Origin of the sequence: Pseudomonas sp. QC2 (assembly GCF_002859085.1) — a bacterium.
Classification (GTDB): domain Bacteria; phylum Pseudomonadota; class Gammaproteobacteria; order Pseudomonadales; family Pseudomonadaceae; genus Aquipseudomonas; species Aquipseudomonas petroselini.
Genome location: NZ_PKKS01000014.1, coordinates 184,416 through 204,887, shown reverse-complemented (window position 1 = coordinate 204,887; position 20,472 = coordinate 184,416). Strand labels below are relative to the sequence as shown.

Below are 20,472 nucleotides of genomic sequence, written 5' to 3'. Positions count from 1 at the left end.
TTGTGGTGAGCGGGCTTGCCCCGCGCTGGGGTGCGAAGCAGCCCTGATCCAGTCAGCGCATTTTTTCAGGTGAACATCACGGCTAGTGTTGGGGCTGCTTCGCAGCCCAGCGCGGGGCAAGCCCGCTCACTACAACAGCTCTAGCTGGGCATGGGGCGGGCGACAGCCTATAAGCACCTGAAGCAACTCAAGGGCTGACCTGCCATTGTGGTTTCGGAAGCGCTTGTGGTGAGCGGGCTTGCCCCGCGCTGGGATGCGAAGCAGCCCTGATCCAGTCAGCGCATTTTTTCAGACAAACATCACGGCTAGGTTGTGGAGCGGCAGACGGTCTACAAGCACCTGAAAGCACTCAAGGACTGACCTCCTATTGAGGTTTCGGAAGCTCTTGTGGTGAGCGGGCTTGCCCCGCGCTGGGGTGCGAAGCAGCCCTGATCCAGTCAGCGCATTTTTTCAGGTAAACATCACTGCTAGTGTTGGGGCTGCTTCGCTGCCCAGCGCGGGGCAAGCTCGCTCACTACACCCATCACTTTTTTGCACAACGCTCGGGTATTTTTGGGCGTTCTGCTCTGATTTATGCGTGCCTATACTCGGTCCAGCCTCTCGGCCCAGCCGAGGGGCAGTCCCACAACAATAATTAAGGACAGCCACCATGACCCAGCCCTTCCTGGCCGCTCGGGATTTCCTGCTCGCTCACCGCACCGACTACGCCACTGCCGTACGGGATTTCCGTTGGCCGCAACTGGGCGAATTCAACTGGGCCCTGGACTATTTCGACGCCATGGCCGAGGGCAATCCGGCCAATGCGCTCTGGATCGTCGAAGAAGACGGCAGCGAGCAGCGTTACAGCTTCCAGCAGCTGGCCGCGCGCGCTAACCAAGTGGCCAACCACCTGCGCGCCCTCGGCGTGCGGCGTGGTGATCGCGTGCTGTTGATGCTCGGCAATGATGTGGCACTGTGGGAAACCATGCTCGCCGCGTTCAAGCTCGGGGCGGTGGTCATCCCCGCCACGGCCCTGCTGAACGCTGATGACCTGCGCGACCGGATCGAGCGCGGGAAGGTGCGTCACTTGGTGGTCGGCGAGGCGCATGTCAGCAAGTTCGCCGGCCTGGCAGACGGTTGCAGCCGCATCTGCGTGGGTTCGGCGCCTGCCGGCTGGGTCGCGCACAGCGCCGCCTTTGCATACCCCGAACACTTCGAGGCCGAAGGCCGCACCCTGGCCACCGACCCGATGCTGCTGTATTTCACCTCCGGCACCACGTCGAAGCCGAAGATGGTGCTGCACAGCCACCAGAGCTACCCGGTGGGGCACCTGTCGACCATGTACTGGATCGGCCTGCAACCGGGCGACCTGCACCTGAATATCTCGTCGCCAGGCTGGGCCAAGCATGCGTGGAGCTGCCTGTTCGCGCCGTGGAATGCCGGCGCGTGCATCTTTATCCATAACGTCGCGCGTTTCAGCGCACCCACCCTGCTCAGCACATTGGAACGCTACGGCGTGACCAGCCTGTGCGCGCCGCCCACGGTGTGGCGCATGTTGATCCAGGAAGACCTAGCCAGCTACAAGCCGCGCCTGAGCCTGCGCGAACTGGTCGGCGCCGGCGAGCCGCTGAACCCGGAAATCATCGAACAGATCCAGCAGGCCTGGGGCTTGCCGCTGCGCGATGGTTTTGGCCAGTCGGAAACCACCGCGCTGGTGGGCAACACCCCTGGCCAGTTGCTCAAACCCGGTTCCATGGGCCGCCCGTTGCCGGGCTACCAAGTGGCCTTGCTCGATCCCGATGGCAACCCCAGCACTGAGGGCGAAGTCGCCCTGCCCCTGGACGTACGCCCGCTCGGCCTGATGCTGTGCTACGAAGACAGCCCGGAAAAAACCGCCGAGGTCATGCGTGACGGCTACTACCGCACCGGCGACACCGCGCAAATCGACGCCGACGGCTACATCACCTTCGTGGGCCGCGCGGATGATGTGTTCAAGGCTTCCGACTACCGCATCAGCCCTTTCGAACTGGAGAGCGCGCTGATCGAACACCCCGCGGTGATGGAAGTTGCCGTAGTGCCCAGCCCCGATCCCTTGCGCCTGGCGGTGCCCAAGGCGTTCCTGATATTGGCCCACGACGCCCCCGGCAGCGCCGAACTGGCCCGGCACATCCTGGCCTTCGCCCGTGAGCATTTGGCGCCTTACAAGCGGGTGCGGCGTATCGAGTTCGTCAGTGAACTGCCCAAGACCATCTCCGGCAAGATCCGCCGGGTGGAACTGCGCCAGATGGAGGTGCTGCGCCGCCAGAGCGATACACGCGGCGAGCAGGAACATTTCGAGGAAGATTTTGGCTGAAAAAAAGCCCGGCGACCTCACAAGGCATCGCCGGGCAACGTGAAGCGACCAGCTTCAGAAACGCGGTTTGACGGTCTTCCAATCCGGTTGGTAACGCTGCATCTGTTTCACGTCATCGCGCTGGCGGATGCCGCAACTCAGGTACTGGTCATGCAGCTTGCCCAGTTGATCATGATCAAGTTCAAGGCCCAGCCCGGGCGCGCGGGTGAGCGTCACACAGCCATCGACAATCGGCACTTTGCCGCCCTTGATCACCTCCTCGTCCGGTTCCTGCCAGGGGTAATGGGTGTCGCAGGCGTAATCGAGGTTGGGGACCGACGCGGCCACATGCGCCATCGCCATCAGGCTGATGCCCAAGTGTGAGTTGGAGTGCATCGACACGCCCAGGCCGAAGGTCTGGCACATTTTCGCCAACGCTTGAGTGTCGCGCAGGCCACCCCAGTAGTGATGGTCGGCGAGTACGATCTGCACGCTGTCCTGGGCCACGCTGCGGCGAAACTCGTCAAAGTCGGTGACCACCATATTGGTCGCCAGGGGCAAGCCCGTACGTGTGTGCAGTTCGGCCATGCCCTCCAGGCCTGGGGTCGGGTCTTCGTAATACTGCAGGTCATCGCCGAGCAGTTCAGCCATGCGAATCGAGGTCTGCAGCGACCAGTTGCCATTCGGGTCAATGCGCAGCGGCACACCGGGGAAAGCCTTTTTAAGCGCCTTGATGCAGCGCACTTCATGTTCAGGTTCCAGGGCACCGGCTTTAAGCTTGATGCTTTTGAAACCATAGGCTTCGATCATCCGCCGGGCCTGGGCGACGATCTGCTCTTCGTTGAGCGCTTCGCCCCAGCTATCGGGCTTGTAGGGAGAGTCGATGTGTTCGGCGTACTTGAAAAACAAGTAGGCACTGAACGGGATCCGGTCACGGATCGCCCCACCGAGCAAGTCCACCAGCGGCACGTTCAAGGCGTGGGCCTGGAGGTCGAGCAAGGCCACTTCGAACGCCGAATAGGCATTGCTCACCGCCTTGCTGGCATGGGAGCCCGGCGCCAGTTCCGCGCCGCTGAGGCTCGCGGGTTTGTGCGCGGCCACCGTGGCCTGGACGATGGCGCGCAGCCCGTTGAGGTTGAAGGGGTCCAGGCCGATCAGTTGCGGCTGCACCAGCTGCTGGATCGCCAGCGCCGGGGCATCGCCGTAGCTTTCGCCGAGGCCGATGTAGCCGGTGTCGCTCTCGACTTCGATGATCGAGCGCAGTGCGTAGGCTTCGTGGATACCGCTGGCGTTGAGCAACGGTGGGTCGCGAAAGGCGATAGGTGTGACGGTAACGCGGACGATTTTCAAGAGGCGGCTCCCTGTGGGCCTGGACGCAAGGCGTGTGGGTGAGTAGTCGGTGTGGACGTAGGCGGCACTGCGCCGCGCGGTGCGGTACGGGCAAAAAACACCACCACCGCCGCCACCAGCGATGTGGCGGCTAGGCCATACAGCCCGCCTTCGATGGAGCCGGTGGTCTGCTCCAGCAAACCGAAAGTGGTGGGTGCGACGAAGCCGCCCAGGTTGCCGACCGAATTGATCAAGGCAATCACCGCCGCCGCGATCCGCGCATCCAGGTAACCCTGGGGGATCGGCCAGAACAAGGCAGAGGCGGCCTTGAAGCCAATCGCGGCAAAACAGATGGCGATAAAGGCAAACACCGGTCCGCCGGTGGTGGACATGAACATGCCGAAGGCGGCGATCACCAGCATCAGCGCAACCCACGCCTGCTGATGTTTCCACTTGCTGGCCAGGGCGGCGAACGCGTACATGGCGACGATGGAAATCAGCCACGGAATCGAGTTGAACAGGCCCACCTGGAAGTCGCCCAAATCGCCCATTTTCTTGATCATGCTGGGCAGCCAGAAGGTGGCGCCGTAAATGGTCAGGGCAATGGAAAAGTAGATAAAGCAGAACAGCGCGATCTGTTTGTCCGCCAGCAACTTGAACATCGACGGCCGGGTGACCTGGGACGCCTCACGGGCCTGCTGTTCAAGGTCGATGGCGCTGACCAGCGCCTGTTTTTCTTCGTCGCTGAGCCACTTCGCCTGATGCGGATGGGATTGCAGCCAGAACCACACAAACCCGCAGAGCAGGATGGAAGCAAAGCCCTCAATCAGGAACATCCACTGCCAGCCATGCAGGCTCAAGCCGTTGACGTGCAACAGCGCCCCCGACACCGGCCCGGAAATCACCGAGGCAATCGCCGAACCACTGAGGAAAATCGCCATCGCCTTGCCACGCTCGGCCGCCGGCAGCCATTGGGTGAAGTAGTAGATGATGCCGGGGAAAAACCCGGCTTCGGCAGCGCCAAGGACAAAGCGCAGGATATAGAAACTGGTTTCACCTTTGACGAAGGCCATGGCCATCGCGGCCGCGCCCCAGGTGAACATGATGCGCGTCAGCCAGGCCCGTGCGCCGTAGCGCTGCAACAGCAGGTTGGAGGGCACTTCGAAGATCGCGTAGCCAATGAAGAACAACCCGGCACCCAGGCCATAGGCTGCCGCACCAATGCCCAGGTCGGTCTCCAAATGGCTGCGCACAAAGCCGATATTGACCCGGTCGATGTAGTTGACGATGAACATCACCACAAACAACGGCAAGACATGACGCTTGACCTTGGCGGCCGCGCGGGCGAGCACGCTAGGGTCTGGCGGATTCTGGAGGGTATCCAAGGGCAACTCCCACTCATTATTGTTTTAGGGACGCTTGAAGCATGGACGCCAGAGATTGTTCCCGTCTAATCTAACTTGGCATTCGATTGATACCAGGATTAGATCAATGTTCGAGCTGACTCAACTGCGCTGCTTCACCACCGTGGCCACCGAGCTGAATTTTCGGCGCGCGGCCGAACGCCTGAACATGACCCAGCCGCCCCTCAGCCGGCAGATCCAATTGCTTGAGCATCACTTGGGGGTCGAGTTGTTTACCCGCACCACTCGCAGCGTGGCACTCACCGCCGCCGGCCGGGCGTTTTTCATCGAGGCGCAGAACCTGCTGGAGCGCGCCCAGCAAGCGGCCGTCACCGCGCGCCGCTTCGCCGAGGGCGATATCGGTACGGTGAACATCAGCTTCGTCGGCAGTGCGGTGTATGAGTTTTTGCCCAGGGTCATCGCCGAGGCGCGGCTCAAGCAGCCCCACGTCAAGATCGACCTGGCGGAAATGAACACCTACCAGCAATACGAAGCCCTGCGCGCCCGCCGCATCGACCTGGGTATCGTGCGCGCGCCGTTGCTGGAGCCGGGGTATGCCACCGAATGCCTGGTGCGCGAACCCTTCGTGCTGGCGGTGCCGAGCAGCCACCGGCTGGCCAATACCGAGACGGTCAGCGTGCACGACCTGGACGCCCAGCCCTTCCTGATGTACGCCCACTCCGCCTACCCGCCGTTCAACGAACTGCTGACCGGCCTGTTGCGCTCGGCCCGCGTTGCGCCGGAGTACGTGCAGTGGCTGGGCTCATCCCTGACCATCCTGGCGTTGGTCAACGCCGGCATGGGCCTGGCGCTGGTGCCGCGTTGCGCCAGCAGCGTGGTGTTCAAGAACGTGGTGTTCCGCGATATAGACCTGGGCGAAGGGGCACAGAGCGAGCTGCACTTGATCTGGCGCGAGAACAATGACAACCCGGCGTTCGCGATGTTGCTGGACGGGATTCGCAACGCCGTGCGCGACGGCTGGGCAGACTGACTGCGCACGCCCGACGCCCCGGTGCTGCACGCGTCGGGCAAGGGCAGTCACCGGGTCAACGTCACGCGCGGCAGACAGATCAACGCGGCGGCGGCTGCACGGCCTCAAACACCAACCCATGGCTGTCACTCACCTGCCAAGGGTTGGCTGCCCCGGTCTGGCTGAATACCACGTGGTCGAAGCGCGAGTCTTTCAACCCGTCAATGCGCGCCTTGGCCGCGCCACTGAACCGCACGCGCTCGAACACCAGGCCCTGATGATAGGCATTGTGCTGGGCGTCGCCCTTGACTTCGATCGCAGCGCCCTGGGCATTCTCGACGCTGACGTCACTGACGCGGATGTCCTTGAACTGCCCTGCCACCGTCGAGCGTTGGTAGTCGAGCTTGGCGTTCGGGTCGTTGTAATCCAGGGTAAAAATGAACGCCTGCTTGACGGTGTTGCGGATCGCCGAGTCGCGGAATGTCACGTTGCGCGCGCCGCCGCCCATGAAGTTGGTGCTCTTCATGCGCAACCCGGCATCGGTGCCGTCGGACACGTTGTCTTCGGCCAGGATGTTCTGGATCCAGGCGCCGGTGTGGCTGCCGGCAACCACCATGCCATGGCCCTTACGGAAGTAGTTATTGAAGATCCACGCATCCTCCTGCGGCCGTTGGTGCACCGCGTCGGCCCCGGTGCCGGCGGCAAAATTGACGCAGTCATCGCCGGTGTCGAAGAAGTTATTGAACACCATCGCGCCCTTGCTGTTGGCGAACTCGATGCCGTCACCGTTGTTGGCGTCATACGTGGTGTGAGTGGTGTTGGCCAGCACCACGTTTTCGGTCTCCAAGTTCATGATGCCGTGGAACGCTGGGTTCAATACGGTAAAGCCACCGTAAAACACGTTTTTCACGTTGCGCAGGGTGATCAACGAAGAGCGCATCTGCCCGTAGGCGTCCTTGACGTTCATGCCCCGCGCCACCGCTTGCTCCACTTGAGCCTTGGCCAGCAGGCCATCCTGCAGGTAGCGCGTGTTGTCGCTGGGGACATAGAACGGCAGGGTTTGCCCGCGCTCGTCGCGTATATCAGCGTTGCGCTTCCAGCCGTTGCCGTCGAGGGTGCCCTTGCCGACGATGCGGATGTTCTCGAACGCTTGGTGCTGACGCGGATCGCGCGGCAGTGCGTTGATCAGCGAGGCCGGGCGCACGGTGCTGGAATACGGGTATTGGATGTACCCCGCGAGCGGGTAATCCTCGGCGCGCTCGGAACCCAGCAGGGTCGCGCCGTCGGCGATCTCCAGGGTCATGTTGCTCTTGAGGTAGAGCGCCCCGCTTTTGTAGGTGCCTTTGGGCAGCAACACTTTGCCGCCCACCGTGCAGGCATCAATAGCGCGCTGGATCGCCAGGGTGTCGAGATGAATACCGTCGCCCTTGGCACCATAGTGCTTCACGTCGAACACCACCGGGACCGGCGTGGTGCGTTGCAGCACGGCGGCACTGTCGGCCGATTCCTTGCCGCTGCTGTCGACCGAGCGCACGGTAAACCGGTACGGGGTGTCCGGCTTCAGGCCTTGGGCGGTGTAACTGTGAATGCCGATGCGATGGTGAAAGTTCGCCCGGTCCTGTTGGTAGAAATGGTCAATGTAGGGTTTGGCCGGCGACACCTGGTCGTTGTTGGCGTTGGCGCTGCCCAGTAAGGCGCCGTTGGCGTAGACCCGGTAGTCCTTGATGCCGTCGTGCGCGAGGGGTTTTTCCCAGACCAGGATGATCTGCTGGTCGTCATAAGCCAGGGTCGGCACTTGCAGCTTGGACGGTGCCTGCAGCGCCCATGACAGCGGACTGCAACCGAGGGCCGCGATGGCCAGCAGCCAACGGGTCGAGGTTTTTTGCGAGGGTTGATGCGGCATGTTGTTCTCCTTGTTTTTGCCGGTTATCACACCGAGGGCGTTAAGCCTGCCGCCCGGCTTCTTCGAGGTATTGACTGCGATTGACGAAGGTCTCGTGGGGCATTTCCCGCACATCCATGGACAGCGCTTCAACCTGCGGCAGCACTTCGATCAGGGCGCCCAGTGTCGCCGAAGCGAGGCTGCGTTGCTGCTCGGCGCTGCGCCCGGCGAACAGGTACAGCGCCACATGCACGAAGTCGTCTTGCGTCGCGCCGCAGCGGTAATGGGTGAAGCCGTTGAGTCGCACTTTGATGTCGCCCGGCTTGAATAGGCCGAAGCTGTCGAGGGCATCGTGCACGGTGGCCAATAGAGCTTGTTCGCCGATGCGCTGGGCCAGGGTGGCAGGGCAATCGATGATGCAATGGGGCATGGTGGATCCTCATGGTGGACTGTGGAAGCCGTCGAGCTTCAGCGATGCAAGCGGGGCTCGACAGCGCCCACAGTTGAGCCTCGCAGTGGCTTTACTGGGCGCCGAGGGCCTTGATCAGCACGTCGAGTTGCTCCACTTCTTCAGGCAACAGGTCGGTCAGCGGCGCGCGCACCGGGCCGGCGTCGTGGCCGACCAGGCGTGCGCCGGCCTTGACGATGCTCACGCCGTAGCCTTCACAGCGGTTACGGATGGCCAGGTACGGCAGGAAGAAATCATCGATCAAGCGCCCCACCGTGGCGTGATCGTCGGCAGCGACGGCGCGGTAGAAATCCATGGCGGTTTTCGGGATGAAGTTGAACACCGCCGAGGAGTACACCGGCACGCCGAGGGCCTTGTAGGCCGCCGCGTAGACTTCGGCGGTCGGCAGCCCACCGAGGTAGGTCAGGCGATCACCCAGGCGGCGACGGATCGACACCATCGACTCGACCTCGCCAATACCATCCTTGAAGCCGATCAGGTTAGGGCAGCGCTCGGCCAATTGCTCCAGGCTGTCGGCGTTGAGGCGGCACAGGTTGCGGTTGTACACCACTACGCCGAAATCCACCGAGTTGCACACCTGCTCAACGTGGGCCACCAAGCCTTTCTGGCTGGCTTCGGTCAGGTAGTGGGGCATCAGCAGAATCCCGGCGGCGCCCAGGCGCTCAGCTTCCTGGGCATAGGCGATGGCCTGGCGGGTCGGGCCCCCTGCCCCGGCAAGGATCGGCACCTGGCCTTTGCAGGTGTCGACGGCCGTCTTGATGATCTGTGTGTATTCCTTGGCTTCCAGGGAGAAAAATTCCCCGGTGCCGCCGGCGGCGAACAGCGCGCTGGCGCCGTACGGCGCCAGCCATTCCAGGCGGCGGGCATAGGTGTCGGCGCGGAAGTCACCGGCCGCGTCAAAGTCAGTAACAGGGAACGACAGCAAGCCGGAAGACAGGACTGTTTTTAGTTCTTGTGGCGTCATGGTTCGCAAACCTCAGATCGAAAATGAAGGGATACCTTAAGAGGTACGTCATCGTACAACTATATAAATACTTAAGCCAACGAGATATTTCACCTAACGGGAATTTGCGGCAATCCTCAATAAAACATACCAATTAATGCTGGGCGCACAGAAGTGCGCCCCGCAACTTAATGATCATGTTGTACGATGACTTTGCCTTTATTAGCTGGCTTGACGCCGCTCGGACGCCTGACTGAAGTCTCGACTGGCCTGCACCAGCATCCGCGTATAGTCGTGTGCCGCCAGGTCCTGGCTCAGGCCCTGACTGTCGAGGAGTTCGACAATCCGCCCCTGCTGCATCACCGCTACGCGGTCGCAGAGGTGCGTCACCACCCCCAGGTCGTGCGTCACCATCAGGTAGGTCAGCTTCTCCTGCGCGCGCAGGTCGGTGAGCAGGTTGAGGATTTCGGCTTGCACGGAAACGTCCAAGGCCGAGGTCGGCTCATCCAGCAACAACACGCGAGGCTCAAGGATCAGCGCCCTGGCGATGGCCACGCGCTGACGCTGGCCGCCGGACAATTGATGCGGGTAACGGAAGCGGAAGCTGTCATTCAGGCCGACCTTGCGCAGGATCTCGTCGATCCGGTCGTCCTTGTCCCCTACCCCATGGATAATCAACGGCTCACGCAAGGCGGTATCGATGGTGTGCCGCGGGTGCAAGGAGCCGTAGGGGTCCTGGAAGACCATCTGCACTTTGCGAAAATGCGCCTTGGGAATCTTGTGTTGCAGCGGTGCGCCGGCAATGCTCAGTTCACCGCTCCACTGCCGGTATTGCCCGGCCAGGCAGCGCAGCACGGTGGTCTTGCCCGAACCGGACTCCCCCACCAGGCCAAAGGATTCGCCGTCGGCAACACTGAGGCTGACATCGTGCAGCACGTGATTGAGACTCGCGCCGGTGCCGAAACTCAGGTTGAGCGCGTGGGCTTGGATCATGGGCATGGTCAGGTTCCTCAGTGGGTCAGCCAAAGCGGGTCGCGCTGGAGCACCGGCAGGTGCACGCGGCGGTTGTCCATGCTTGGCAATGCGGCCAGCAGGCCACGGGTGTAGGGATGTTCGGCGTATTGCAGGTCGCACGCCGCCAGGGATTCCACCACGCGTCCGGCGTACATCACCAGCACGCGGTCGCAGTAGTTGCGGACCAGGTTGAGGTCGTGGCTGACGAAGATCAGGCCCATCTGCTGCTGCTCCACCAACTCCTCCAGCACGCTGAGCACTTGCTGGCGCACCGAGACGTCGAGGGCCGAGGTGGGTTCATCGGCAATGATCACCTCCGGGCGGGTGATGACCATCATCGCGATCATGATGCGCTGCCCCATGCCGCCCGAGACTTCGTGGGGGTACAGGTTGTAGACCCGCTTCGGATCGCGGATATGCACCTGTTCCAGCATCTGCATGACCCGCTCACGGGCCTCGCTGCGGCTGGCCTTGTGGTGGGCCAGGTAGGCTTCGGCGATCTGGTCGCCCACCTTGACCACCGGGTTCAACGAATACTTGGGGTCTTGCATGATCATCGAGATGCGCTGGCCGCGAATCTTCTGCATGGCTTTTTCGCTGGCCGAGAGCAGGTCGACCTCACCAAACGCCATGGCCTTGGCGCTGATCCTCGCGCTCGGCGGGTGCAGCTTGAGCAGGCTGCGGCCGACCGTGGATTTGCCCGAACCGGACTCGCCGACGATCGCCAGCTTTTCGCGGCCCAGGGCAAACGACACATCGCGCACGGCATGGGTTTCTTTCTGGCCGTTGAAGAAGCGCACGTTGAGCCCTTCGACGTTCAATTTGATGGCGGACATAGGTGTGGCTCCGTTATTCGCTACGCGGATCAAGAATGTCCCGCAGGCCGTCGCCCAACAGGTTGAATGCCAGGCTGACCAACATGATCGCCGCCCCCGGCACGGCGACCAGCCACCAGCACTCGAGCATGTAGCGGCGCCCGGTGGAAATCATCGCGCCCCACTCCGGCAGCGGCGCCTGCGCGCCCAGGCCGAGGAAGCCCAGGGCTGCCGCCGTGAGGATGATCCCAGCCATGTTCATGGTCAGGCGGATGATCACCGACGACAGGCACATCGGCACGATATGGCGCAGGATAATCCGCGCCGGCGACGCCCCTTGCAGCTCCACGGCCACAACGAAATCGGCATTGCGCAGTGACAGGGTTTCCGCCCGCGCCAGGCGTGCGATGGGCGGCCAGGAGGTCAACGCAATCGCCACCACGGCGTGTTCCAGGCCAGGGCCTAGAGCGGCGATAAACGCCAGGGCCAACACCAGGCTGGGGAAGGAAATGAAGATGTCGGTCAGGCGCATGAACACCGTATCCACGGCGCCGCCGAAGTACCCCGACACGGTGCCGATAAACAGGCCGATGGGGCCGACGATCACCGTTACCAACGCAATGATGTACAAGGTGATGCGCGAGCCGTAGACCAGCCGGCTGAAAATGTCCCGGCCATATTCATCGGTGCCGAACCAATGTGCTGCGCCCGGCGCCTGCAAGGCGTTGGCGAGGTTCTGCGCGACCGGATCATGCGTAGCGATCCACGGCGCGAACGCCGCCACCACGATCAGCAGCAACGCCACCAGCAGGCCGGCCAGGGTCATGGGGTTACGCAACAGGTGGCGCAAAATCCGCACGCCGCTCTTGCACAAGGCATCGAAGCTGGAGCCGGGCGTACGCTCGGCCCGCCGCTTCAGGGTGGAATCAATCGAAGACAGGTTGGCATTCATCAGCATGTTCTCTGTGTGAATTCAGGAATGCCGGGCGTACCCGGCCCGACTCAGCGCGCCTTGTAGACACCCAGGTAGCGGGTGGCCTCGGCGTCGTCACCGCTGAAGCCCTTGACGTCGGCGGCGCTGACCACGGTGTCGGTCATTTGCGAGATCATCAGGATCGGCCCGACCTGTTGGTCATAGAGGGTCTGCGCCTGGTGATACAGGCTGATGCGCTGCGCCGCGTCACGCGTCACGCCGGCCTTGTCGATCAGGCTGTTGAGCGGCGGGCTGAAGAACGAGGCGCGCCAGCCCTGGAAGTTGGGCAAACCGGCGTCGTCACTGTTGTTGGGGTTATAGGCGAACGTGCGCAGGCTGAAATACGGATGGGGATAACGCTCAGCCCCACGCGCCACAATGATCTCGAAATTGCGCGCACGCATCGCGCCGTAGACCTGGTTGCCGGTGCCGGTGACGATGCTCGCCTTGATCCCGCCTTCGGCCAATGTCGCTTGCAGGCGCGCGGCGATATCAATGAACGGCGGCTCCGACAGCGTGCGGATAGTGGTCGTGAACCCCTCGGGATACCCCGCCTCGGCAAGCAGCTTTTTCGCCTTCGGCACATCCATGTGATAGCCCGGATCCGGCAAACGCGCCGCCAACCCCAACTGCATCGGCTGCTGATTGAGCGTGCCGTAATACGGCATCACCTGCTCATCCAGGCCCTTGTAGTCAATCAAGTTGCGCACCGCTTCACGCACCTGGGGCTTGGCAAACTCGGGTTGCTTCATGCTCATGGCGACGTAGTACATCGTGCCGCGCGGCAATGACTGCACCTGGATCTTGTCCGAGCCGTCGATGGCGCGAATGTCCGGTGCGGCCATGCCATACGCCAGGTCGAGGTCGCCGCGCTCAAGCATCAGGCGCAGCGACTGGGACTCGGTCATATGCCGCACCACCACACGCTTGAGCTTGGCCGCCCCGCCCCAGTAGCCATCGAACCGGGTCAGCAACAGCGAGTCGTTGGCGCTCCATTTGGTCAGCACGAAGGGGCCGCTGCCCGCTTCGTTGGTCACCAGCCAACCGGCCCCCAGGTCACCGTTTTTCTCGTGGGCCAGGGCGGTCTTGCGGTCCACCACCACGGCGCTCGGCGAGATGGCCAGCGAGTCCACCAGCAGCAGCGGGTCCATGGTCTGCGGCAGGTCGATGACCAGCGTGTGGGCATCCGTGGCGCGGATCAGCGACTGAATATTCTCGACGCTGTAGCCGTAGGCTTTCCAGGTGGTGGCCAGGCCGAAATTGAGTTTCATCACCCGGTACAGCGACCAGGCCACATCCTCGGCGGTCAGCGGGTTGCCGGAGTGGAACTTCACGTCCTGGCGCAGATGAAAGGTCACTTGCTTGCCGTCTTCGCTGATGTCCCAGCGTTCGGCCAGTTGCGGCAGGTGCTTTTCCGGGTTGCCCTGGTCGCGCTTGATCAGTGTGTCGTAGAGGTTGGCGTTGACCCCGGAGGCGTCGAGGCCGGGCGCGTTGGCCGGGTCGATGGAGAACAGGTTGACCATGCTCATGCCCACGATCAGTTGATCGGCCGGGGTCTTGGCCTGGGCCAGCGTCATCGGGCCCAGCGCCAGTGCGGCCGCCAGCAGGCTCAGGCGCAGTGTTGAAAATGCAGTCGTCATTGAAAGAATCCTTCTTTTTATAGTTTTATCGGTACTGCGAAGCGCTTAACGGGTGCGCGGGTCGAACACTTTGTAGAGGGCATCGCTGATCAGGTTGAGCGCGACAAAGATCAAGCCGATCACCAGCACGCACCCCATCACCGCGTTCATGTCCCCCAGCATCAGGCTGCTGGTGAGGTACTGGCCAAAACCGGGCCAGGCAAACACGGTCTCGATCAGCACGGCGCCTTCGAGCAGCGAGCCGTAGGCCAGGGCCACCACCGTCAGCAATTGCACGAGGATGTTGCGAAAAGCGTGGCCCCACACCACCTGGCGCCGGGACAAGCCTTTGACGCGAGCGGTGATGATGTACTCCTGGGACAGCTGCTCCAGCATGAAGCTGCGGGTCATGCGGCTGATGTAAGCGACCGAATTCAGCCCCAGGATCAGCGCCGGCAGCACGATATGGCGCAAGGCGCTGGTAAAGGCCTCCCAGTCGCGGGCGAGCGCCGTGTCGATCAGCAACAGGCCGGTCACGTCGGGCACCATGCCGTCGTACGCCAGGTCGATGCGCCCTGCCCCGCCGGCCCAACCGAGCCAGGCGTAGAACACCAGCAAGCCCATCATGCCCAGCCAGAAAATCGGCGTGGAATAGCCGAACAAGGTGATGACCCGCGCCACATGATCGCCCATGCGCCCCTGGTTACTGGCGGCACACACGCCCAGCGGCAGGCCGATGACGATGCCGAACAGGATCGCCAGGGTCGCCAGTTCGATGGTCGCGGGGAACACCCGGCGGATGTCATCCAGTACCGGGTGGCCGGTCAACAGTGCGTTGCCGAAGTTACCGTGCAACAGGTCGTTGAGGTACAGGCCGAACTGAGTCCAGATCGGCTTATCCAGCCCCATGGCCCGGTACACCTGGTCGTAGGTGGAGCTGTCGGCGTCCGGCCCGACCACGGCCAGCACGGGGTCGAGCGGCATGACCCGGCCGATGATGAACGTCAGCGCCAGCAGGCCGAGCAAGGTCACCAGGACCGTACCGGCACGCCGGGCTGTGTTGGACGCGCGAGCGCCCATTACCGAGGCAGTCATAACAAACATGGGAAGCTCCTGTGCAGTCGGCATCCGAGGATGCGCGGCCTTAGCGCGTCTTGTAGACGTCCTTGTAGCGGGTAGTGGCGGCCGTGTGCCCCTGGAAATCCGTCACGTCGCTGTAGACCAGCACGGTGTCGGTCATCTGGGATACCGGCAGGATCGCGCCCACTTGCTCGTCGAGCAGTTGCTGGACCTGCCGGTACTGGGCCAGTTGCTTGGCGCCATCGGGCTCGACCTCGGCACGTTCGATCAACTGGTTCAACTCGGGGCTGTAGAACGAGGTGCGCCAGCCTTGGAAGTTGCTTAATTTGGCTTCGTCACGGTTGTCCGGGTTGTACACCAGGGTACGCAAGCTGGAATGCGGGTGGCGCTCCGCCCCGCCGCCGCCGCGGCCGACGATGATGTCGAAGCTGCGCTCACGCATCGCGCCGTAGATCTGGTTGCCGGTGCCGGTGATGATGCTGGCTTCGATCCCGGCCTGGGCCAAGGTCGATTGCAGGTTGGAAGCGATATTGATGAACGGCGGCTCGGCCAGCACGCGAATGGTGGTCTTGAAACCGTTGGGGTAGCCGGCCTGCGCCAGGAGCGCCTTGGCTTCCTCGACGTTCAGGCGATAGCCCGGGTCCGGCAGGCGCGCCGCCAGGCCCAGCGGCAGTGGGCGCTGGTTGATCAGGCCGTAGTGCGGCATCACCGTCTGGTTGATGCCCTGGTAATCGATCAGCGAACGCACGGCTTTGCGCACGCGGGCGTCGGCGAACATCGGCTGCTTCACGCTCAACGCCACGTAATACAAGGTGCCGCGCTGCAGGGTCTGAGTGCGTACCTTGGGGTTACCCTGCAAGGCCTGGATATCGGGTGCGGACATGCCTTTGGCGATGTCCAGGTCGCCGCGCTCGATCATCAGGCGCAACGACTGGGACTCGGTCATGTTGCGCATGACGATCCGCTTGAGTTTGGCCGGGCCACCCCAGTAGCCGTCGAAACGGGTCATCAGGATCACGTCGTTGGCGCGCCAGTCGTTGAGCACGAACGCGCCGCTGCCGGCCGCGTGGGTGACCAGCCAGGCGGCGCCCATGTCGTTGTTTTTCTGGTGTTCGAGCACGGTTTTACGGTCGAGGATAAACGCACTGGGCGACGTCGCCAGGGTGTTGAGCACCAGCTGTGGGTCGGTCGGGCGTGGCAGTTCGATCACGAAGGTGTTGGGGTCGGTGGCGCGCATGTAGCGCTCGACATTGTCGGCGCTGAAGCCATAGGCCTTCCAGGTGGAAGCCAGCGCCAGGTTCAGCTTGAGCACCCGCTGCAATGACCAGGCGACATCATCGGCACTCAGCGGGTTGCCGGATTGGAATTTCACATCGGTGCGCAGGTTAAAGGTGAGGGTCTTGCGGTCATCGCTGACCTGCCAACGCTCGGCCAGTGCCGGCACCAATTGGTCGGGCCTGGCCACGTCCTGCACCAGCAACATGTCATAGAGATTGGCATTGATCTCCGACACATCCAGCCCGGTGGCCGCGGCCGGATCCAGCGACAGCAGATTGATCATGCTCATGCCGACGATCAACTGATCAGCCGGGGTCTTGGCCTGCACCACAGGGACTGCGCCAACCACCAGGGTCGCCGCCAGCACCCGCGCCCACAGCGAAGGAAGAATGCTCATAGTAAAACGCCTTTCTTATATTTATAGGGCTCGTGGGTGTCCCGGCCGTGGCCGGGAGACCTCAGTTCACATCAAAAGCGGTTAAGCGTGTTGGCCTCGATAAATTCGAAATCAATGTCTTCGCCCAGTCCCGGCAAATCGGACAAGTGCACAAACCCATCGCTGTCCATCGGGTCGACCAGGCGCTTGAGGTAGGCCGGTACTTCGTCGTAATCCAAATACGGGTGCAGCAACCCACGCTCGTACCAGGTGCAGTTTTTGATCGCACCGACCACGGCCAGGTTGGCCGCGCCATTGCCGTGAATTTCACAATCCATCCCGAACGATTCGGCCATGTGCGCCACCTTCAGGCACGGGCCGATACCGCCGACGCCGGCGACCCCGGCACGCAGGATGTCGCACACATCATTCTTCACCCAGCTGGCGCGACTCAAGTGTTTGCCGGCCAGGGTTTCCGGGCCCAGTACCGGGATGTCCAACTGGCCCGCCAACCAGGCATAGGATTCGGCGGAGTCTTCCATCATCGGTTCTTCGAACCAGGCGAAATCGAGCTTCTGCAGCTCGCGGCCGATATACAGGGCGTCGGTTCGGTTGTACCAGTGATAGCCGTCGAGCATCAGCGCGATGTCCGGACCCACCGCCTCGCGCACCGCCGCGCAGGCTTTGACGTCAATGCGCGGGCTCGGGGCGAAGGACACAGGCGGCATCCAGGTGTGCAACTTGATCGCCTTATAGCCGCGCTTGACCAGGGTCTCGGCAAACCGCCCATAGTCGTCGGGCGTGGCCAGGCCGCCGGGCAATTCATCCCCGCACATGGTCGAGCCGTAGGCCGGAACCTTGTCACGAAAACCGCCGATCAGTTTGTGCACCGGCACGCCCAGCTTGCGCCCGGCCCAATCCCACAAGGCCTGCTCCACCAAGGCCAGCGCGCGGTCGGTCAACTGGCTGGCACTGCCGCGCTGCCAGTGTGCGAGGTCGTGCCAGATTTTTTCTCGATCAAAAGCGTTCTGCCCGACCAGCACCTTGCGCACAAACCCATCGAGCACATAAGGGCGGATCAATTCCGGCGGCCCGAACGCGTAACCCTCGGTGCCCTCCTCGGTCTGGATACGCAACAGGGCCATCTTGGCCTGGGCGACTTCGCCGGGATGGGCGTGGCCGGCACTGTCTACTGCGCGGCGAGTCGGGTAGGAAAACACCTGGACGTTGACTGCGGTAATTCTCATGGACGTCTTTAGCCTTCTTATTGAATTTGTGACAGGAGCGTCGCCTGCTGAGAATGATCATAGGTCATCGTACAACATTTGAAAAGCCAACCACTCCGCGCCGCAAATCTCACTAAAACCCCCGAAACCCCTCGCTTTTAAAGACAACTCAAAATAACAAGACACGAGAATAACCCAGTATTCATTGCGCATATTTGTAACCAAGTGTTTCAAAACGACCGATAACACGTAGACCACTGCATAGTCATACGATAACGTATGTCGGCGCGCAAAACGTAACAGGTTCGTAACAACTGCCGGCGTCAGGCCGGTAGAACATTCCAACAAAAACAATAAAAGAAGACCGTATGAACACCACCCTACGCACGCTTTTGACTGTCACTGCGCTCGGCCTGCCCTTCTGCGTCAACGCCGACTCCGCCAACATCAACTACCGCCATCAGTTCACCGAAGACGACAGCGCTCACGCTGACCGGATCAAACTCGGCTACCGCATGGACAGCGGCCTGGGATTCGAGGGGGAGTTGAAATACCGCACGGCTGGCGATCGTGAAGACGTCGCCTACGACAACATGATCAACAACGGCCACGAGTTCACGGTGAGCTACAACTACAAGCTCAGCCCGCAATCGACCCTGACCCCGGCGTTCCAAATGGACAGTTCGAAGGACTCGACAACCTACAAGTTCGGCCTCAAGTACAACTACAAGATCAACGACGCGTTCTACGTCGCCACGCGCTATCGACTGGACGCAAAGAAGCTCGACCGCGACCAGATCAACGAGGACATGCCGGATCGCGCCAAGGACAACCAGCACACCAATCGCTTCGAAGGCTGGCTGGGCTATACCCCGGCCAGCAAGTGGGCCTTTGAATACCAGTACATCTATTTCAAGACCGACTACATCCGCTACGACAACAAGAAGAGCGATTACGAACAGAACATGATCGTCAAATACAAACTGACCAAAGAGTGGGCCCCGTTCATGGAAATCGGGGACGTGAAGGTCAACGCCACCAGCGAAGACCGCCAGGCCCGCTGGCGCCTGGGGGTGCAGTACAACTTCATGTAACGCCTATTGGCACTGCAGTCGCGAGTTCGCTGTGGCGGGCTCGCGCCTACACCTCGACAAGGAAGATTCAACGTGACCACAACCAAACCCTTCAACCGCATTCTGTTGACCGGCGCCGCCGGCGGCCTGGGGCAAATCCTGCGGGAAACCCTGCAAGCCCACGCGCATATCGTGCGCGCCTCCGACATCAGCCCCCTGACACCCAGCGCCGGCGCCCATGACGAAGTCGTGCACTGCGACCTGGCCGACAAAAAGGCCGTGCACGCCCTGGTCGAGGACGTGGATGCCATCGTGCACATGGGTGGGATTTCCGTTGAGCGGGCGTTCGAAGCGATTCTCGACGCCAATATCCGCGGCACCTTTCATCTTTATGAAGCGGCGCGCAAACACGGGATCAAGCGCGTGGTGTTCGCCAGCTCCAATCACGTCACCGGTTTTCACACACAGGACCAACCCCTGGATGCCCACAGCGAGCGACGCCCGGATGGCTATTACGCCTTGTCCAAGGCCTACGGCGAAGACTTGGCGAGCTTTTACTTCCAGCGTTATGGCATTGAAACGGTCAGTTTGCGCATCGGCTCTTCATTCGCGCAGCCGCGCAACCGACGGATGCTGTCGACCTGGCTGAGCTACCGCGACCTGAACCACTTGATTGAGCGCGCCCTGCTCGCGCGTGATGTGGGGCACACCGTGGTCTACGGCGTTTCCGCCAACCGCACGACCTGGTGGGACAACCGCCACGCAGCGCACCTGGGCTTTAACCCGCAGGACAGTTCGGAGGCGTTTCGCGACACCGTCGAGCGCCAGCCGGAGCCTGGCGAGAACGATCCCGACCGGCTGTTTCAGGGCGGCGCGTTCACCGCAGCCGGGCCGTTCGACACCGATTGAGCGGCGCTGGCCGCCGCGTAAGACCGGCGCATCCGCTCACGGCTGTTGGACAAGTGCAAGCGCATGGCCGCGCGCGCTGCGTCGGAGTCGCCGCGCGCAATGGCCTGGTAGATCGCCTCGTGCTCGCGGCTCAAACGTTCTACATAGGGTTCTTTGTCGTTGTTGGCCTGGCGCGTGGAGTGCATGCGCGCACGGGGAATAATGCTCACCTCAAGGTGCAGCATGATATCGGTGAAGTAGCGGTTGCCGGTGGCGAGGGCGATCTGCTGGTGAAACTGAAAGTCCGCGGCCACCGCATACTCGGCACTGATGGCACTGGATTGGAGAATATCCAGCGAGTCACGCATCAACTGCAACTGCTCAGGGGTGCGCCGGTGGCTGGCCAAGCCGGCGGCCTCCACTTCCAGGCTGATGCGCAGCTCCAGCACCGCCAGTACATCCTCCAACGTGACAATGCTGGCCGGGTCGATACGAAAACCACTCGCGCTCGGGATGTCACACACAAACGTCCCGACGCCATGCCGGGTTTCCACCAGCCCCGCCGCCTGCAGGCGCGAAATCGCCTCGCGGACCACCGTGCGGCTGACGCCATGCTCCTGCATGACCTGCGACTCGGTCGGCAGTTTGGTCGCACACGCCAACTCGCCGGCGTGGATGCGCCGAGATAACTCGGCCACCAGGTCCTCGGCCATGCTGCGGTGCTTTCGACGTGCACTGGGTTGGACGTTCGGGTAGTCCATCGGGCGCGTTATTCTCGGTTTGCGAATGAACCCTCATCATAGCTCAAGCAGTTGTACGACAA

17 protein-coding genes are annotated in these 20,472 nt (G+C 62.2%); 4 read left to right on the top strand and 13 right to left on the bottom strand.

From position 1 onward, the window contains the following. Positions 1 to 649 precede the first annotated feature (649 nt). Positions 650 to 2,332 carry an AMP-binding protein gene (locus QCBJ_RS14005; RefSeq protein WP_102061057.1) on the top strand — a complete coding sequence of 561 codons (1,683 nt, stop codon included), beginning with the start codon at positions 650 to 652 and terminating at the stop codon, positions 2,330 to 2,332. Positions 2,333 to 2,386: 54 nt separating this feature from the next. On the opposite strand, the gene QCBJ_RS14000 is transcribed toward QCBJ_RS14005, so the two are convergent. Both QCBJ_RS14000 and QCBJ_RS13995 read right to left on the bottom strand, forming a co-directional pair. After that, entirely contained in the window at positions 2,387 to 3,661 is a 1,275-nt protein-coding gene (locus QCBJ_RS14000) for a glucarate dehydratase family protein (protein WP_093545226.1), read from the bottom strand. Then, on the bottom strand, positions 3,658 to 5,025 hold the full coding sequence (locus QCBJ_RS13995) for an MFS transporter (protein ID WP_043206203.1): 1,368 nt from the start codon (positions 5,023 to 5,025) through the stop codon (positions 3,658 to 3,660). The genes QCBJ_RS14000 and QCBJ_RS13995 overlap by 4 nt, the downstream gene beginning before the upstream one ends. Before the next feature lie 106 nt (positions 5,026 to 5,131). Between QCBJ_RS13995 and QCBJ_RS13990 the strand changes: the two genes are divergently transcribed. Then, complete coding sequence (locus QCBJ_RS13990; RefSeq protein WP_012723516.1) at positions 5,132 to 6,034, top strand: LysR family transcriptional regulator; 903 nt, start codon at positions 5,132 to 5,134, stop codon at positions 6,032 to 6,034. 79 nt (positions 6,035 to 6,113) lie between these two features. Here the strand turns inward: QCBJ_RS13990 and QCBJ_RS13985 are convergent, their stop codons facing one another. From QCBJ_RS13985 to QCBJ_RS13940, 10 genes are all read right to left on the bottom strand, one after another. Continuing rightward, complete coding sequence (locus tag QCBJ_RS13985; protein WP_102061056.1) at positions 6,114 to 7,916, bottom strand: glycosyl hydrolase family 28 protein; 1,803 nt, start codon at positions 7,914 to 7,916, stop codon at positions 6,114 to 6,116. Positions 7,917 to 7,956: 40 nt separating this feature from the next. Continuing rightward, on the bottom strand, positions 7,957 to 8,325 hold the full coding sequence (locus tag QCBJ_RS13980) for a 5-carboxymethyl-2-hydroxymuconate Delta-isomerase (protein WP_102061055.1): 369 nt from the start codon (positions 8,323 to 8,325) through the stop codon (positions 7,957 to 7,959). A gap of 91 nt (positions 8,326 to 8,416) precedes the next feature. Further along, positions 8,417 to 9,328 carry a 5-dehydro-4-deoxyglucarate dehydratase gene (gene kdgD, locus QCBJ_RS13975; protein WP_046035395.1) on the bottom strand — a complete coding sequence of 304 codons (912 nt, stop codon included), beginning with the start codon at positions 9,326 to 9,328 and terminating at the stop codon, positions 8,417 to 8,419. A gap of 201 nt (positions 9,329 to 9,529) precedes the next feature. Next, positions 9,530 to 10,306 carry an ABC transporter ATP-binding protein gene (locus QCBJ_RS13970; RefSeq protein WP_012723512.1) on the bottom strand — a complete coding sequence of 259 codons (777 nt, stop codon included), beginning with the start codon at positions 10,304 to 10,306 and terminating at the stop codon, positions 9,530 to 9,532. 11 nt (positions 10,307 to 10,317) lie between these two features. Further along, the gene (locus QCBJ_RS13965; protein ID WP_012723511.1) at positions 10,318 to 11,157 is read right to left on the bottom strand and encodes an ABC transporter ATP-binding protein; all 840 of its coding nucleotides are present in this window, start codon (positions 11,155 to 11,157) and stop codon (positions 10,318 to 10,320) included. A gap of 13 nt (positions 11,158 to 11,170) precedes the next feature. Further along, a complete protein-coding gene (locus QCBJ_RS13960; RefSeq protein ID WP_012723510.1) occupies positions 11,171 to 12,088 on the bottom strand; it encodes an ABC transporter permease in 918 nt (305 codons plus the stop codon). A 50-nt stretch (positions 12,089 to 12,138) separates the two neighbouring features. Beyond that, positions 12,139 to 13,749: an ABC transporter substrate-binding protein gene (locus QCBJ_RS13955; protein ID WP_046035397.1), complete on the bottom strand. Its 1,611-nt coding sequence runs from the start codon at positions 13,747 to 13,749 to the stop codon at positions 12,139 to 12,141. Positions 13,750 to 13,794: 45 nt separating this feature from the next. Further along, positions 13,795 to 14,832 (bottom strand): ABC transporter permease, encoded by a 1,038-nt coding sequence (locus tag QCBJ_RS13950; protein WP_012723508.1) that lies wholly within the window; start codon positions 14,830 to 14,832, stop codon positions 13,795 to 13,797. A 40-nt stretch (positions 14,833 to 14,872) separates the two neighbouring features. Next, positions 14,873 to 16,483: an ABC transporter substrate-binding protein gene (locus QCBJ_RS13945; RefSeq protein WP_064052566.1), complete on the bottom strand. Its 1,611-nt coding sequence runs from the start codon at positions 16,481 to 16,483 to the stop codon at positions 14,873 to 14,875. 71 nt (positions 16,484 to 16,554) lie between these two features. Then, a complete protein-coding gene (locus tag QCBJ_RS13940; RefSeq protein ID WP_102061054.1) occupies positions 16,555 to 17,709 on the bottom strand; it encodes a mandelate racemase family protein in 1,155 nt (384 codons plus the stop codon). 347 nt (positions 17,710 to 18,056) lie between these two features. Between QCBJ_RS13940 and QCBJ_RS13935 the strand changes: the two genes are divergently transcribed. After that, a complete protein-coding gene (locus QCBJ_RS13935; protein WP_046035400.1) occupies positions 18,057 to 18,782 on the top strand; it encodes an oligogalacturonate-specific porin KdgM family protein in 726 nt (241 codons plus the stop codon). Positions 18,783 to 18,854: 72 nt separating this feature from the next. Next, a complete protein-coding gene (locus tag QCBJ_RS13930; protein ID WP_102061053.1) occupies positions 18,855 to 19,670 on the top strand; it encodes an NAD(P)-dependent oxidoreductase in 816 nt (271 codons plus the stop codon). Here the strand turns inward: QCBJ_RS13930 and QCBJ_RS13925 are convergent. Then, positions 19,625 to 20,410: a FadR/GntR family transcriptional regulator gene (locus tag QCBJ_RS13925; RefSeq protein WP_012723502.1), complete on the bottom strand. Its 786-nt coding sequence runs from the start codon at positions 20,408 to 20,410 to the stop codon at positions 19,625 to 19,627. The genes QCBJ_RS13930 and QCBJ_RS13925 overlap by 46 nt on opposite strands. Between the last annotated feature and the right edge of the window lie 62 nt (positions 20,411 to 20,472).

What these genes read in the sequence shown, in the direction of transcription:
- QCBJ_RS14005 (WP_102061057.1), top strand. Translation starts at nt 650, where the DNA reads ATGACCCAGCCCTTCCTGGCCGCTCGGGATTTCCTGCTCGCTCACCGC.
- QCBJ_RS13990 (WP_012723516.1), top strand. Translation starts at nt 5,132, where the DNA reads ATGTTCGAGCTGACTCAACTGCGCTGCTTCACCACCGTGGCCACCGAG.
- QCBJ_RS13985 (WP_102061056.1), bottom strand. Translation starts at nt 7,916, where the DNA reads ATGCCGCATCAACCCTCGCAAAAAACCTCGACCCGTTGGCTGCTGGCC.
- QCBJ_RS13980 (WP_102061055.1), bottom strand. Translation starts at nt 8,325, where the DNA reads ATGCCCCATTGCATCATCGATTGCCCTGCCACCCTGGCCCAGCGCATC.
- kdgD (WP_046035395.1), bottom strand. Translation starts at nt 9,328, where the DNA reads ATGACGCCACAAGAACTAAAAACAGTCCTGTCTTCCGGCTTGCTGTCG.
- QCBJ_RS13970 (WP_012723512.1), bottom strand. Translation starts at nt 10,306, where the DNA reads ATGCCCATGATCCAAGCCCACGCGCTCAACCTGAGTTTCGGCACCGGC.
- QCBJ_RS13965 (WP_012723511.1), bottom strand. Translation starts at nt 11,157, where the DNA reads ATGTCCGCCATCAAATTGAACGTCGAAGGGCTCAACGTGCGCTTCTTC.
- QCBJ_RS13960 (WP_012723510.1), bottom strand. Translation starts at nt 12,088, where the DNA reads ATGAATGCCAACCTGTCTTCGATTGATTCCACCCTGAAGCGGCGGGCC.
- QCBJ_RS13955 (WP_046035397.1), bottom strand. Translation starts at nt 13,749, where the DNA reads ATGACGACTGCATTTTCAACACTGCGCCTGAGCCTGCTGGCGGCCGCA.
- QCBJ_RS13950 (WP_012723508.1), bottom strand. Translation starts at nt 14,832, where the DNA reads ATGTTTGTTATGACTGCCTCGGTAATGGGCGCTCGCGCGTCCAACACA.
- QCBJ_RS13945 (WP_064052566.1), bottom strand. Translation starts at nt 16,483, where the DNA reads ATGAGCATTCTTCCTTCGCTGTGGGCGCGGGTGCTGGCGGCGACCCTG.
- QCBJ_RS13940 (WP_102061054.1), bottom strand. Translation starts at nt 17,709, where the DNA reads ATGAGAATTACCGCAGTCAACGTCCAGGTGTTTTCCTACCCGACTCGC.
- QCBJ_RS13935 (WP_046035400.1), top strand. Translation starts at nt 18,057, where the DNA reads ATGAACACCACCCTACGCACGCTTTTGACTGTCACTGCGCTCGGCCTG.
- QCBJ_RS13925 (WP_012723502.1), bottom strand. Translation starts at nt 20,410, where the DNA reads ATGGACTACCCGAACGTCCAACCCAGTGCACGTCGAAAGCACCGCAGC.